General features: G+C 64.1%; 20 protein-coding genes and 1 pseudogene. 9 read left to right on the top strand and 12 right to left on the bottom strand.

Translation table 11 applies throughout. The features are described 5' to 3' along the window. A pseudogene (locus CV770_RS38620) lies at window positions 1–252 on the bottom strand (patatin-like phospholipase family protein); the annotation flags it as partial. A 193-nt stretch (window positions 253–445) separates the two neighbouring features. On the opposite strand from CV770_RS38620, the gene tgt reads away from it, so the two are divergent. Beyond that, window positions 446–1,591 (top strand): tRNA guanosine(34) transglycosylase Tgt, encoded by a 1,146-nt coding sequence (gene tgt, locus CV770_RS38615; protein ID WP_104466049.1) that lies wholly within the window; start codon window positions 446–448, stop codon window positions 1,589–1,591. Window positions 1,592–1,601: 10 nt separating this feature from the next. Here the strand turns inward: tgt and CV770_RS38610 are convergent, their stop codons facing one another. Beyond that, window positions 1,602–1,820 (bottom strand): hypothetical protein, encoded by a 219-nt coding sequence (locus CV770_RS38610; protein ID WP_091963695.1) that lies wholly within the window; start codon window positions 1,818–1,820, stop codon window positions 1,602–1,604. 222 nt (window positions 1,821–2,042) lie between these two features. Here CV770_RS38610 and cysK point away from each other — a divergent pair, with 222 nt between their 5' ends. Further along, window positions 2,043–3,020, top strand: coding sequence for a cysteine synthase A (cysK, locus tag CV770_RS38605; RefSeq protein ID WP_104466048.1), 978 nt, complete (start codon window positions 2,043–2,045; stop codon window positions 3,018–3,020). A 3-nt stretch (window positions 3,021–3,023) separates the two neighbouring features. Next, complete coding sequence (locus CV770_RS38600; protein WP_028144522.1) at window positions 3,024–3,266, top strand: BrnA antitoxin family protein; 243 nt, start codon at window positions 3,024–3,026, stop codon at window positions 3,264–3,266. Window positions 3,267–3,360: 94 nt separating this feature from the next. Here CV770_RS38600 and CV770_RS38595 read toward each other — a convergent pair whose 3' ends face one another. Continuing rightward, window positions 3,361–4,794 (bottom strand): caspase family protein, encoded by a 1,434-nt coding sequence (locus CV770_RS38595; protein WP_104466047.1) that lies wholly within the window; start codon window positions 4,792–4,794, stop codon window positions 3,361–3,363. Between the two features lie 201 nt (window positions 4,795–4,995). Beyond that, complete coding sequence (locus tag CV770_RS38590; RefSeq protein WP_104466046.1) at window positions 4,996–5,871, bottom strand: DMT family transporter; 876 nt, start codon at window positions 5,869–5,871, stop codon at window positions 4,996–4,998. Between the two features lie 162 nt (window positions 5,872–6,033). Here CV770_RS38590 and CV770_RS38585 point away from each other — a divergent pair, with 162 nt between their 5' ends. Continuing rightward, window positions 6,034–6,432, top strand: coding sequence for a RidA family protein (locus CV770_RS38585; protein WP_091963390.1), 399 nt, complete (start codon window positions 6,034–6,036; stop codon window positions 6,430–6,432). 52 nt (window positions 6,433–6,484) lie between these two features. Here CV770_RS38585 and CV770_RS38580 read toward each other — a convergent pair whose 3' ends face one another. The 3 genes from CV770_RS38580 to CV770_RS38570 form a co-directional block, all read right to left on the bottom strand. Continuing rightward, a complete protein-coding gene (locus tag CV770_RS38580; protein ID WP_201760225.1) occupies window positions 6,485–7,030 on the bottom strand; it encodes a hypothetical protein in 546 nt (181 codons plus the stop codon). After that, window positions 6,975–7,325, bottom strand: coding sequence for a hypothetical protein (locus tag CV770_RS38575; protein ID WP_091963396.1), 351 nt, complete (start codon window positions 7,323–7,325; stop codon window positions 6,975–6,977). Before CV770_RS38575 ends, CV770_RS38580 begins: the two co-directional genes overlap by 56 nt. Before the next feature lie 167 nt (window positions 7,326–7,492). Next, entirely contained in the window at window positions 7,493–8,080 is a 588-nt protein-coding gene (locus CV770_RS38570) for a formyltransferase family protein (protein WP_104466044.1), read from the bottom strand. A gap of 186 nt (window positions 8,081–8,266) precedes the next feature. Between CV770_RS38570 and CV770_RS38565 the strand changes: the two genes are divergently transcribed. The 3 genes from CV770_RS38565 to CV770_RS38555 all read left to right on the top strand — a co-directional run bounded on the left by CV770_RS38565 (window position 8,267) and on the right by CV770_RS38555 (window position 9,703). Further along, window positions 8,267–8,551, top strand: a complete 285-nt coding sequence (locus CV770_RS38565; RefSeq protein WP_104466043.1) for a hypothetical protein — start codon at window positions 8,267–8,269, stop codon at window positions 8,549–8,551. Between the two features lie 339 nt (window positions 8,552–8,890). Continuing rightward, entirely contained in the window at window positions 8,891–9,109 is a 219-nt protein-coding gene (locus tag CV770_RS38560; RefSeq protein WP_091963404.1) for a hypothetical protein, read from the top strand. A gap of 162 nt (window positions 9,110–9,271) precedes the next feature. Then, window positions 9,272–9,703 (top strand): hypothetical protein, encoded by a 432-nt coding sequence (locus tag CV770_RS38555; RefSeq protein ID WP_091963407.1) that lies wholly within the window; start codon window positions 9,272–9,274, stop codon window positions 9,701–9,703. 27 nt (window positions 9,704–9,730) lie between these two features. Here CV770_RS38555 and CV770_RS38550 read toward each other — a convergent pair whose 3' ends face one another. From CV770_RS38550 to CV770_RS41920, 3 genes are all read right to left on the bottom strand, one after another. Beyond that, complete coding sequence (locus CV770_RS38550) at window positions 9,731–10,033, bottom strand: hypothetical protein (protein ID WP_018317940.1); 303 nt, start codon at window positions 10,031–10,033, stop codon at window positions 9,731–9,733. Between the two features lie 138 nt (window positions 10,034–10,171). Beyond that, window positions 10,172–10,399: a hypothetical protein gene (locus tag CV770_RS38545; RefSeq protein ID WP_091963410.1), complete on the bottom strand. Its 228-nt coding sequence runs from the start codon at window positions 10,397–10,399 to the stop codon at window positions 10,172–10,174. Window positions 10,400–10,549: 150 nt separating this feature from the next. Beyond that, the gene (locus tag CV770_RS41920) at window positions 10,550–10,762 is read right to left on the bottom strand and encodes a hypothetical protein (RefSeq protein ID WP_129590933.1); all 213 of its coding nucleotides are present in this window, start codon (window positions 10,760–10,762) and stop codon (window positions 10,550–10,552) included. Between the two features lie 150 nt (window positions 10,763–10,912). Here CV770_RS41920 and CV770_RS38540 point away from each other — a divergent pair, with 150 nt between their 5' ends. Then, a complete protein-coding gene (locus tag CV770_RS38540; protein ID WP_370092373.1) occupies window positions 10,913–11,992 on the top strand; it encodes an AI-2E family transporter in 1,080 nt (359 codons plus the stop codon). 143 nt (window positions 11,993–12,135) lie between these two features. Beyond that, window positions 12,136–12,534 carry an NUDIX hydrolase gene (locus CV770_RS38535; RefSeq protein WP_165637610.1) on the top strand — a complete coding sequence of 133 codons (399 nt, stop codon included), beginning with the start codon at window positions 12,136–12,138 and terminating at the stop codon, window positions 12,532–12,534. On the opposite strand, the gene CV770_RS38530 is transcribed toward CV770_RS38535, so the two are convergent. Then, window positions 12,531–12,815: a hypothetical protein gene (locus CV770_RS38530; RefSeq protein ID WP_028144533.1), complete on the bottom strand. Its 285-nt coding sequence runs from the start codon at window positions 12,813–12,815 to the stop codon at window positions 12,531–12,533. The genes CV770_RS38535 and CV770_RS38530 overlap by 4 nt on opposite strands. A 163-nt stretch (window positions 12,816–12,978) precedes the next feature. Then, window positions 12,979–13,242, bottom strand: coding sequence for a hypothetical protein (locus CV770_RS38525; RefSeq protein WP_049801975.1), 264 nt, complete (start codon window positions 13,240–13,242; stop codon window positions 12,979–12,981). Window positions 13,243–13,400 lie beyond the last annotated feature (158 nt).

The raw sequence follows: 13,400 nt of genomic DNA, 5'->3' as shown, positions 1-13,400 counted from the left end.
GCTGAATTTCGTGATGGGCTCGTCGGCGTAGCGCCTGAGGCCGTCGATCTCGAGCACGCGCGAGGTGCTGGCTTCTGCGGCCGTATAAGGCGTGCGGGGCAGCGAGGTACAGGCGCCGAGCACCAGGCTGCACGCCAGGAGCAGAAATCCGGCCAGGCGGCCGCCTGTCTGCCTGATCCAGTCATGCGAGCGGCCGGCGACATCAGTCGAACAGGAAGCGAAGGGCATTGTCGGTGGCTGGCGATCACGCATTTACCGCCGCCGGCAAATTTGCCGCGGCATCTCGTCCAGCCCCCAAGATAAAACTACACTGTATCGTTTTGTTTAACAAGGGTGGCGACGCCGATATTCGCGCCCATTTGTGTCCCAGTCCGAGGCAATAGCCGGCTGCGAGGGGGCGGCGGGTGGGTTGATCGGTCTTCGCCGACACGCAATAAGCACGGCCATGAATCCGGACCATGATCTTCCCAATCACTTTGAATTGCTCGGCACTGATGGCGCCGCGCGGACCGGGTGCCTGACCACGCCTCATGGCGTGGTGCGCACGCCCGCCTTCATGCCGGTGGGCACCGCCGGCGCCATGAAGGGCATGCACTGGCGCGAGGTGCGCGATGCCGGCGCCGACATCGTGCTCGGCAACACTTATCACCTGATGCTGCGTCCGAGCGCCGAGCGGATCGCAGCCCTTGGCGGCTTGCAGAAGTTCACCGGCTGGAACGGGCCGATGCTGACGGATTCCGGCGGTTTCCAGGTGATGTCGCTGTCGGACTTGCGGAAGGTCACCGAGAATGCCGTCACCTTCCGCTCGCATATCGACGGTGCCAAGGTCGAGCTGTCGCCGGAGCGCTCGATCGAGGTGCAGCGCTTGCTCGGCTCCGATGTCGCCATGCAGATGGACGAATGCGTGCGGCTGCCGGCCGAGCGCGCCGACATCGAGCGCGCGATGCAATTGTCGTTGCGCTGGGCCGAACGAAGCAAGCGCGCCTTCGAGAGCGCCCCCGACGGCTATATGCTGTTCGGCATCGTGCAGGGCGGCGACATTCCCCAGCTTCGCCATGAGAGCGCGCAAGGTCTCGTTGCGATCGGCTTCCATGGCTATGCAATCGGCGGCCTTGCCGTCGGCGAGCCGCAGGCGGTGATGCTGGCGATGATCGACGAGACCGCACCCTTGCTGCCGAAACAGCGCCCGCGCTATCTGATGGGCGTCGGCACGCCCGACGACATCCTCGAAGCCGTCAAGCGCGGCATCGACATGTTCGATTGCGTGATGCCGACGCGCAATGGCCGGCACGGTGTCGCCTTCACGCGCTTCGGCCAGGTGAATTTGCGCAACGCGCGCCACGCCGACGATCCGCGTCCGCTGGATGAGGAGAGCTCATGGCCGTCGGCGCGCAACTACGCGCGCGCCTATCTGCACCATCTCGTCAAGGCGGGCGAGACGCTGGGCGCGATGCTGCTGTCTGAAATCAATATCGCTTACTACCAGTTCCTGATGCAGGGCATCCGGGACGCGATCGCACACGGAAAATTCGATGAGTTCTATCAGCGTACGCGTGCGGACTGGGCGAGGGGCGATATCGCCCCGCGCTAGGGCAACTGCGCTAGTTGCACACGAACCGACGCTTCACGGCGTGCTTGGTGACGAAGCCGTAGCCGCAATTGTCGCAGGTCCAGAGATAGCTGATGACGTGGTCCGAGATGTAGGCGGATGCTTCGGCGGCGACCATGGAATCGGCGCAGACGGGACAGGTCGGCAATTCGCTGCAACGCGGATCACGCCTTAGCGCTACGGTCGACATCACTTCAGCAGCTGCTGACATCATGGTGACCTCTCTGCTTTGAGACCTAAGTCTAACATACGCAGAATCAGTTGACGAGGTCGCAACACAAATGCGTTGGTTTTCTGCTAATTAAAGCTCACGCGATTTTGCGATGCAGCGTATTTAACATGTGCCGCAATTGTCGCTTGCGTGTCGTCGCAGGCTATCCGTAACTGCGAATGAGCTGCGTAAGAAGCGCAATGTCGTCACAGGGAGTTCATCATGGACGCATCGTCCAACACGAGTGCAGCGCACCAACCCGGCCGCGGCCGGATCTATGACTCGATCGTCGACGCATTCGGCAATACACCGACTGTGCGGTTGCGCCGGCTGCCCGGCATGCACGATGTGAATGCCACGGTTTTGGCAAAACTTGAATATTTCAGTCCTGCCGCAAGCGTGAAGGACCGCATCGGCGCGGCCATGATCATCGCGATGGAGAAGGCGGGCATCGTCAAGCCCGACACCGTGCTGATCGAGCCGACCTCCGGCAATACCGGCATTGCGCTCGCCTTCGTGGCGGCTTCGCGCGGCTACCGCCTCAAGCTGGTGATGCCGGAATCGATGTCGATCGAGCGGCGCAAGATGCTGGCTTTTCTCGGCGCCGAATTGGTGCTGACGCCGGCGGCGCAGGGCATGAAAGGCGCGATCGCCGCCGCCGAGGAGCTGTTGAAGACGACGCCGAACTCGGTGATGCCGCAGCAGTTCAAGAATCTCGCCAATCCCGAGGTGCACCGCCGCACCACCGCAGAGGAAATCTGGAACGACACCGGCGGCAATATCGATTTCTTCGTGGCCGGCGTTGGCACCGGCGGCACGATCACCGGCGTCGGCCAGGTGCTCAAGCCGCGCAAGGCCTCACTTCGCGTGGTCGCGGTCGAGCCGGAGGAGAGCCCGGTGCTGTCAGGCGGACAGCATACGCCGCACAAGATCCAGGGCATCGGCGCCGGCTTCGTCCCTGACATCCTCGATCGCGCCGTGATCGACGAGATCGTGAAGATCAACTCGACGACGGCGATCGAGACCTCGCGCGCGCTGGCGCGGCACGAGGGCATTCCGGGCGGCATCTCCTCGGGCGCGGCGATCGCGGCCGCGCTCCAGATCGGCAAGCGGCCAGAAGCGGCGGGAAAGACCATCCTGGCGATCGTGCCGTCCTTCTCGGAGCGGTATCTTTCGACAGCGCTGTTTGAGGGAATCTAGGACATGGCGGATCAACCCCCGAGGCGCCCGCGCACACTCGGCGATGCCAGGACCGAGGCCGAGGCGGCGTTCAAGAAGGTGACGGCCAAGGTCGCCGCGGCGCCGCCGAAGCCGAACGTGGCGCCGGGGATCAAGGAGCAGGTCACCTTGCGCATCGATCAGGACGTGCTGGAGTTCTTCCAGGAGGGCGGACCGGGTTGGCAGGACCGCATCAACGAGGCGCTGCGCAAGGCCGCGGGGAAGTAGCCAACCTCGCAACGACGGAGCATGCTGCGACACAGTCGCACCAGAGAAAAAGCCCGGCGCGAGCCGGGCTTTGTGTTTTCAATCTCACCGCATCTCAGCGGCGGAACATGCCGCCCATCATGCCACCGACGACACCACCCACGAACGCCGCGCCGGCGGCATCGCCGGGATTGCTGCGCTGGGGAGCCGGTGCCGGTGCCGGTGCGCTGCTGCCTGCGGGCGCGGCGGCACGGCGGGCCGCCTTCTGGCTGGTGTCGCTCGCGGTCGGCGGGGCGGCCTGGACCTCCGAGATCAGGGCCTTGTGCTGGTGCTTGTTGAGGTAACCCGATGAGGGATAGCCGCGCGCGGCCTGCCAGCGCTTGAGCACGGTCCGGGTCTCATCGCTGAACACGCCGGTCTGCTTGGTGTCGAAGCCGAGCCCGGTGAGACGACGTTGCACGTCGCGGCGCTGGGTCTTGTCGAGGCCGATCTGATCCTCGGTGAGCTGGGTGGCCTCGTCGGTGAAGGTCGCGGGATCTACGCCGGCGTTGAGGGTGCGCGTCGCGGTCGAGGGGCCGCTCTTGATGGCCGCGAGGCGTGCCAGCGCCAGCGCCTTGAACTGACCGTTCGGATAGGCGGAGAGATAGGCGTTGAGCTCTTCCGGCTTGTTGGACTCTTTCACCGAGCGCCAATATTCGAGCTCGACGCCGTCCGAGCTGCCGCTCGCCGCCGGCACGATGCCAGAAGCGGTCGGCGCCGCGTTGGCGACCTGGGTTGTCGGAGCCTGGTTGAGATAGACCGAGCCGGTCAGGTTGGTGTGGCCCCAGGGCAGCTGACCCTTGCGGGTCTCTTCATTGACCTGGGCGCGCACCGACGTCATCGCCTGCTGGATCTCGATGCCGGGCTTGGTGATGTTGTCGATCAGCGCACGGGTGAACGGGCTGTTGTTGCCCTCCTGACCGTCGAGCGCGGTCTGGCCAGGGCCGGTGGCGAACGCGATGAGAGTGCCTTCACCGGATTTCATCTCGGCGAGACCGCTCTGTACGTTGACGCTGCGCGTCGCGGAGTTCGACTTGATCTTGGCGGCGAACGGATTGTCGCGGCAGGCATCGAGGAAGACGAGCTTGACCTTGGCATCGCCCATGGTCTGCTCGAGCGTCAGGTCGATGTTGATGGCCGCGCCCAGCTTGACGTCCATCTCCGACTTGATGTCGGCGTCGACGGGCAGCAGGTAATTGGTGCCGCTGACAGCGATGCCGTGGCCGGCATAATAGAACAGTGCGATGTCGGAGCCCTGCGCCTTGCGCCCGAAGTCGAGCAGCTTCTCCGTCATCTGGTCGCGGCTGAGATTGGAGCCTTCGATCACCTCGAAGCCGACATTGCGCAGCGTCGACGCCATCGCCTTGGCGTCGATCGGCGGGTTCGGCAATTGTGCGACGTTCTTGTAGGAGCCGTTGCCGACGACGAAGGCGACACGACGGTCGGCCTTCGCGGCACTGACCGACAGTGCCACGCATATGAGCGAAGCGAGGAGGGTGAGATAGCGCATTCTGAAATCCCCAGAATCGAATTGCAGGCAGCAACGAATTGGCAACGAACCTACACGAAGTGCCCGACTTCGCGCCACCGAAACGGCGGTCCGTTGCGTGCAACCCGCTGCTGTGTGGCCGAATGTGCACGATGGGAATGCTTCCCAACGTGATCTAAATCACACGGCCGCTTTGTTTTGTCGCGCGAGGCAGCGCGAGGTTCACCGCGCGCGGGCAGGAACCGCTGACGCCGGCTTCAAATTCAGGAGATTGCCGCACAGGATCAGCACAGCACCGAGCACGGTCCAGGCGTCGAGCCGCTCGGAATACAGCAGCCAGCCGGCCGTCGCAGTCAGTGGAACCCGGAGGAAGTCCATGGGAACCACGATCGTTGCGTCGGCATATCGGAGCGCGCTGGCAAGGCAATAGTGCGAGAAAGTGCCGCAGATACCGATGACGAAGAGCCATCCCCAAAGGTAGGCTGACGGCCAGGTCCAGACGGCGAATGTCGGCAGCAGGCCCACGACCATCTGCACGATGATCATCCAGAACAGGATCGACAAGGCGCTCTCGGTCCGAGTCAGCGACTTCGCCAGGATCATCGAGATGCTGAAGCCGATTGCAGCTCCGAGCGCGATCATCTGGCCCGGATTGATTTCGCTGGTGGCGGGCCGCACGATCATGACGACGCCGACGATACCGAGCACGACCGCGGCGATCTTCCAGACCGTCATGCGTTCAGACAGGAACGTTGCGGCCAGCACCGCAGTCCAGATCGGCATGGTGAACTCGATCGCCACGACCTGGCCGATTCCGATCAGCGTCAGTGCGTAGAACCAGCCGAGCTGCGCGAAATAGTGGACCCCATTGCGTGCAAGATGCTGCGGCAGGCGTTTGGTCGCGACCGCCTTGAAGCCGCCGGCGCGGTAGATGAGCGGCAGGAGCAGCGTGAAACCGATTACCGAACGCACCTCCATGATCTGGAAGACGTTGAGCTCGCGCGTGGTCTCGCGCCCGGCAACCGCCATGACCAGCATCAGTGACAGCCAGCCGGCCATCCACAATGCAGCCATCGTTTTGGACGGTGTCGCGCTCATTGGGCAGGGGTTTGGGGGCAGGGTGCTGGAGGATGGAATGTGAAAGGACGGCCGGTATCGACGACATCGCCGCCGTTTGCAACGGCCAAATCTGCGGATGCAGCGATGCAGGGCGGCGTGCTAAGGCGTCATTGAACAACAAGAAAAGGGAGATGTTCGCTCATGCAAATCTTGCAGCCGGCCGACTGGAAGAAGCCGCGCGGTTTTTCTCATGGCGTCGTGACGGAAGGGCCGGGCCGCTGGGTGGTTCTGGCCGGCCAGACCGGCGGCGATGAGGCCGGCAATTACGCGCCCGACATGGCGGCGCAGGTCGCGACCGCGCTGAAGCGGATCATCAAGCTTCTGGCCGAGGCCGGCGCCGGCCCCGAGCACATCGTCCGCCTGACCTGGTACCTGACCAGTCGCAGCGAATACGAGGCCGCGGGTGTGGGTATCGGCGCAGCCTGGAAGGAGACGCTCGGCCGCAATTTCCCGCCCTCGACGCTGCTCTATATCGGCGGCCTCGTGGACGAGCGGGCCAAGGTCGAGATTGAGGTCACGGCGTTCGTGCCCGGCGCATAAAAAAATCGACCCGGCGCGCTCGCCGGATCGACTGCCGTGTCACTCTACGGTCTTACTTCGACAGCGAGATGTTGGCGCCGCGGAACTGGCTGTCCGCGCGGATCGAGACGTTCTGCTTGTTGCCGGACGTCTTCAGCGAGAGGTTGGCGTTGAAGCCGGCGGTCGAGGCGACCAGCTCGTAGTTTCCGCTGGCACCGCGGCCCTGAAGCGAGCCAGAGATGTTGCGGCTGGCCTCTGACCAGCTGCCGGCGATCGCGCCGCCTTCAGCCTTGACGTTGGCTCCGAGGTTGAACTTGTAGGCGTCGCTGGCGCAGGTCAGCGACATCTCCATGGTCGGTCCGATCGGGGCGTATTTGGCCCGGCAGCGGATCCGCTCGGTCGAGCCGTCGTCCAGGGTGACGACGCCGCCGCCGCTCCAGGTACCCGCCAGCGCGGCGAAGGGGCCCGACTGGGCCATGCTTTCGGTGTTGGCGATTGCTGCCGCAAACAAAACGGCGGCCGCGATCAGCAGCCGCCGGTTCCGGGCGCGAGCCTCAATTGGTTTATTGGCGCGATGCTTCCCACCGCCCGCTGCACGGTATGCCTGCAGATGCTCCATTCCACTTCCCCGATCCGGCGTTGCCGCTGAGTTGACCGTTGGCATATGCACCATTGATCGAAACTTTCACAAGTCCCCCGCTGCCGATGGTGCCGGAAACGTTAGCGCCGGGCGCGGTGATCCTGCCGTCGGCAACCGTCAGCATGGAGCTTGCGGTCGGCTCGCAGGTGCCGCTCTTGGTGACGATGACGACCTGCCAGTTGCCGTCATAGGGGCTCTGGGCGAGGGCGGGAGCGGCGAGGGTGCCGGTCAAAACTGAAGCGGCACAGAACGCCGCGATGCGACCAAAACGCATGAATTCCGTCCTTGAATTTGTCTGATATGCTGACGCTTATTCGGACGAAATGTGACGGAAATTTGTTGCAATGCCAAATCGAAAATTGTTCCTGTGGAAACAATGGTTTATTTGCGTTCCCGATTTTTTCTGAGCGGAATCAAGGCCCCTTCACGTTAAGGTAAACGTCAGGAGAGACTCGGTGCAGAGGTCGCGAACTGCTCGTCCTGAGTCTTGGACGGCAGCGCCTTGTGGACCTTGGCATAATCGATCACGTCGGCCAGCAATTTGAGGCCGAGCGGAGCGAGCGCGCGCTCCCAGAGCTCGCGGGCGGTCTCGCCCTTCTTCACGAAGCACCAGTCCTGGGCGGCGATGGCGCCGGCGTCCATGCGATCGGCGAGATGATAGATCGTGCCGCCGGCGATCGGATCGCCTTCCTTGATAGTCCATTCCACGGCGGCCTTGCCGCGGTGGCGTGGCAGCAGCGAGGGATGATAGCCGATCCCGCCGAACCTGGCGGCGGCGAGCGCGTCCTTGCCGATCCGGGCGTGGCTGTGCGCCGTGATGATCAGGTCGGTATCGGGGGCAATCTCGGAGGCCACCACCAGCTTCGGATTGGCCTGGACCGCGACCTCGATGCCGGCCGCCTTGGCGGTCGCGGCGAGCCGATCCTCGCGATCGGCGACGACGACCCGGACGACCGAGACGCCGTGCTCCCGGAGCATGTTCAGGGTGGTCACGCCGAAATGGCGGGAGCCGACGAGGGTAATGCGCATGGGTGTCCGATCCGGTCTCGCAACTGCGTCATCCCCCGATAACACGTCCGGACGCCCTGTCACCACCCGCGCAGCGTTTGCGCCGGTTATCAACAATCTGCCGGCGCGGGCGCGACGGATTTCGCGATTGCGCAGGCGGCCGTTCCAGTGCTCCATACCTGCATTGCACGGCTCGGGAGCGAGTGCATGCGAAGCGTCTGGCTTTTCCTTTTCGCGACACTGATCGCAGCCCTTCCGGCTCACGCCGGCGGGCCGTACCCGGCTGTGCCGCCGGAGACCGGGGTCGCGCCGTTCGTGGGGCCGACCTGGGACGCCTATCGTTGCGCCGGAGGAACGGTCACCAACTTCTATCACGGTGCCTATTATGGTGAGGAGCCGCCGGCGCTCTATCGCGGCTACGCTTACCGGCCGTATTATCGCTACGGCGCCTATCGCAGATATCCGCGCACCTATTTCTGCGTCACGGACTAGCGTTGCCGCGCGGCCACGATGGGCCGGCAAGCAGGCGATAAAACCGGTTCCTGTGTTTGGTTTTTAACAGAGGTATTTCCGGCCGGCTGCTAGATATGCGCCTACCGGGGCTGGCGACATTTCAACCCGCATCCGTTTTCGAACCCGGCTTTGGCCGCTGGCGTAACCGCCAGCGGCCTTTTCGTGCCACGCATCACGAAATCATCGAATGGTAACACGATCTCAACCAGCCTGGCGTATCGACGAATCCGTCGCGGATTTGTATTGCGTACCGCGACACCGAAAATGTCCCGCTGGCCTTTGTGCGCCGCGCGGGCCTTTTTCGCCGGGACAGATTTCATGCCGAGCGCAATTGAGCAGATCGTCGACAGCTATGTGCGGCTGAAGAACCGGCGCGGGCTCGACGAGCTGATGATGCACAGGCAGCGGCTCGCGGTCGATCTGAAGAGCAGGTCCGGCTATGATTTCAGCCTGCCGATCGGCCAGATCGACGAGGAGATCGCGATCATCGAGGCCGGGCTCAGCCGGCTCAAGGCGGAAAATTCCAAAACGGTCTAGCGAAGGCGGCGAGGCGAACTCTCGCGAGCATTGGGGACGACGCATCGTCGCAGTCCGAGACCGGTTCATGCATGGTTCAGGCCGGCCATGTCTCAATCCCCGGGTCGTTTCGTGGGACACGAATCCTGCTAGGCTTGTCCCCGTGATTTTGGAGGAGACGTCATGATCGAGCTTGCGCTGGCCGGCCTGCTGGCATTTGCAACCGTGCCTGCGGCATCGCCTGAGCCCATGGTGGAGCAAGTTCAGTTCAGGGCTGCTCCGGGCGGACGATGCCCGGACGGCTATGATTTCAACCACTCGAACGGCCGCTGCTACCCCAACGACTATCATGCGCCGGGTGTCTACACGCGGAATCCCGGGCCGCACGAATACTACGGACGCCAACGCGGCGGCGGCCTCTGTCCGCACGGCTACGACTACAATTACTCGAACGGCAGCTGCTATCCGAACGGGGCGCACGGGCCCGGCGCTTACGGGCGTTCCGAAGCCTACGGACGACGCGGCGGGCTCTGTCCCGACGGCTACGATTACAACTATTCGCGCGGACAGTGCTTTCCCAACGGCGCACGCGCTCCCGGTATGTACGGGCGGTAATCGATCGCCGTGCTGAGGCGGGCGCGCTCAGTCGCGCCGGCCGCCGTCGATCACCGTGAACAGCGGCCGAGCCGGGGTCGGCTCGACCAGCAATTCCTCCACCAGCGCGGTGGCTGCATCGACATATTTGCGTGTCGGTTTGTCGAGGGGGCGCTTGGCCTCGTCGTCGAGCGCGATCTTTGCGGCTTCGACCAGCTTGCGCATCCGCGCCGCATGGTCGTCGCCCGCCGTCAGCGTCGCGCGCGCCAGCGAGCGCAGCACGAACAGCTCGCCCTCGAGGCGGAGCAGGCGGTCGTTGAGCCTGGTAAGGACGGCGTTGAGGTCGGCCATGTCTGCTGTTCGGCGCGGAGGATCCGTCCTGATCTAGCGGCGATCGGTGAACGGAGTCCAAACGGTACCGGTGCAATTCGGCCGATCCTCCCGTCCACCCCGGATGACCGGCACGGCGCAATCAGAGGGCTGGACAGCCTACCACTCGACGTCAGCCCAGCGCCTGCCGAACACGGGCGGCCGTGTCTTCACGGCTTGCCAGCCGAAGAAATGATGCTTGCCCGACCAGGCATGCACCACGCCGCTACAGATGCTGCATTTGAAGCTGCCGGCGTGGGAATCGCTGTGCTCTTCCCTGGTCGCGGTGTAGTTCATGCCGCAACCTGCACAGGTAAATTCTTCGATCGTCCAGATGCTGTTGGCCATTTGACGGAATGCTTTTTGTTGACCTCGACCCACGGTAGTCACGGGCGTTTGCAGCGGCGTAAACCGGGGCGGGGAAATCCGGTTAACGGGCGTTAGCCAAGCCCGGCCGCGTGGCGGGCCATGCGAGATCGGCGCGGCCTCGCAGCCGGATCAACTGCCAATCCGCATATCCCGGTCGATGCGCATCTGCACCCGCCTGACCGCGAGCTGCCGCAGCCTGCCTTGCACCCGTCCGGAGCGGACCCTGGCGCCGATCGCATAGGCATATTGCCAATAGCCCGGCGCGGCGTTCGGCCTCAGGGAATAGCGGATGCCGCGGTGCATTCCGGCGCGTGCATCGGATTCTCCGGGAGGGTCTGTCATCGTCTTTCGAATGCGGGAAGGCCCCGATGTGTTCCTAATCGGGCGCCCCGGCGGTTCCAGTCGCCTTGACGCCGGATGCGTTGCTGGCAATAACGGCTAGACCTCGCAAGCACCGGAAGTTGCGTTCATGCCGCAAGGAAAGCAGTGCCCGTGAAAAGTCTCCGTCAGCTCCTGACGGGAGAGGATGTCATCCAGCTCGTGATCCGGCTAGGCCTGCTGGCCCTGCTGATCATCTGGACCTTCCTGATCATCCGCCCGTTCGTGCCGATCCTGGCCTGGAGCGGCGTGCTCGCGGTCGCGTTCTATCCGGCCTTCAGCTGGGTCGCAAAAATCCTCGGCGGCCGGCCCAAGACCGCAGCAGTGATCCTGACCCTGATCACGCTCGGCATCGTCATTGGCCCGGCCACCTGGCTCGGCATCAGCGCGGTGGACGGCGTGCGTGAGCTGGCGCATCAGCTCGGCACCGGCGATCTGGCGCTTCAGGCCGCGCCCGAGCAGCTTAAATCGTGGCCTCTGGTCGGCCCCTTGCTCTACGAGCTCTGGGACCAGGCCTACACCAACGTCCGCGCGGTGGTACGCGAGGTAGCGCCGTATCTCCAGCCGCTGGCGGGCCCGCTGCTTTCGCTCGCGGGCGATGCCGGCGTCGGCACGCTCCAGTTCCTGGTGTCGGTGTTCGTCGCCGGCTTTTTGTTTCCACATGGGCCGCGGCTGGTCGCGGCCAGCCGCGGTTTCCTGTTTCGCATCGTGCCCGAGCAGACCGAGCATTTCCTGTCGCTCGCGGGCGCGACCATCCGCGCCGTGGCGCAGGGGGTGATCGGCGTCGCGATCGTGCAGGCGCTGCTCGCCGGCATCGGCTTCAAGCTCGCCGCGGTGCCGAGCGCCGGCCTTCTCGCCTTCATCGTGCTGCTGCTCTCGATCGTGCAGATCGGCGCCTTCCTCGTGCTGCTGCCTGTCATCATCTGGATCTGGACCGCAAAGGACGTCACCACGGCGCTGTTGCTCACCGTGTTTCTCGTCGTGGTCGGCTTCCTCGACACCATGTTGAAGCCGCTCGTGATGGGGCGTGGCCTGACCACGCCGACCATCGTGATCTTCGTCGGCGTCATCGGCGGCACGCTGGCCCACGGCATCGTCGGCCTGTTCATCGGGCCGATCATCCTGTCGGTGGCCTGGGAGATGATGATGGCCTGGATCAGGACCGAGGATCGGGCGGGGGCGGCCGAGGGCTGAGCTCGCCTCGAACGGCGCGATCTTTCCGCCGTGTCGCGCCAGGACCCGAGGGATCGCGGCCTGTGATCAAAACGTGCCGGGAACTTGTCTGTTCGACTAGACAAGTTACGATTGGGACGATTCTGGTTTCAATGACGGCAGCAATGGCGAAGTCTTCCAAACTGGTTGCCGCGCGGCGCGGCAAGGTCTTGTTGGTCAGACGCCGGTCGGACGGCCTGTGGATGTTCCCGGGCGGCCGCAAGCGCGCGCGTGAGTCCGACAAGGACTGCCTGCGGCGTGAGATCAGGGAGGAGCTGCCCAAGCTGAAGCTCGGCAGGATCAGCCTCTGGAAGGAAGTGACGGCGAGGAACAAGCGCTCCGGTCGCAAGATGAGCGACGCGATCTTCATTGCCAAGACGGCCAAAGGCAGGCTGGCGATCGGCGACAAAAAGGAGATCGACCGCGCCGCCTGGCAGAAGCCGCGCGGCATCCGTCTGACGCCGACCTCGCGCTATATCCGCGACCGCCTGTTTCCGAGGAAGCAGAGGCGGAAGGTGAGCTAGTCCTCGCGTCCCGCAGATCGCGTCCGTCCGGCGAACCTCCTCGACTGCTGCCCCTGCGGTTCGGGCGCAGCAAGCTTCGCGGCCTCGGCCTCGCGCATCTCCTTGCGGACCTTGCGCGCATCGCGCATCGCGCGCTTGACGAAGGGATGCTGGGAATCCTCGGCGAAGAACAGCACCACTTCGCAGCTCGGACATTGCCTGGAATAGCCGTCCTGCAACCGCCCGGCGCGATCGCGAAACACGTTCTTGCACCGCGTGCACTGAATCTGGACTGAACTCATGCGCGGACAACAATGACTTTGGGAAATGGATCGTCAGATGATCCCAAATGTCTGAAGAAAGCTTGAATGCCTTCGTGGTCGGATGCTCGCAGACCGTGCGGGCAAGCGCCATCGGCCGGCCGAGGCCGGTGGCGGAACAAGCCGGTTGGAAAACGGTCAGCCGCTATTGCTTAGCCGCCATCGTGTCCAGGCATTGGTTGAGAAAGGCGGTGCGATCCCTGGGCAGCACTTTCTCGAGATCCGCCTTCAGCGCGCATTCGCGCTGGCGCAACTGCTCGGCCCGGCGCTTCTCGGCCGCCTCGCGGAATTCGGGAGCAACCTTGTTGGGATCGACCAGCGGCTGTGAGCGTGCGGGAGCCGTCGCAAGCAGTGCAATGGCGGCGATGAAAAAGATTGGTTTCAAATGAGCCTCCGTAAAAGAAGGCATCCTAGCGCGCGGCGGGGACGTGCTCAAACCGGGGAATGCGGTACCCCGTTCCGGAGTGATTGGCCGCGCGGGCGAACCTCCGCCGGCGACTTTGGAACGACTTGGCACGACAAACGTCGAATCCTGGCTCCCGGCCTGGGGGTTTTGGGGCTTGGGGA

The sequence above is a fragment of the Bradyrhizobium sp. AC87j1 genome (assembly GCF_002936975.1).
Lineage (GTDB): Bacteria > Pseudomonadota > Alphaproteobacteria > Rhizobiales > Xanthobacteraceae > Bradyrhizobium > Bradyrhizobium shewense.
Note: the sequence above shows the minus strand (reverse complement) of the source record. Positions and strands in the feature narration are given on the sequence as shown.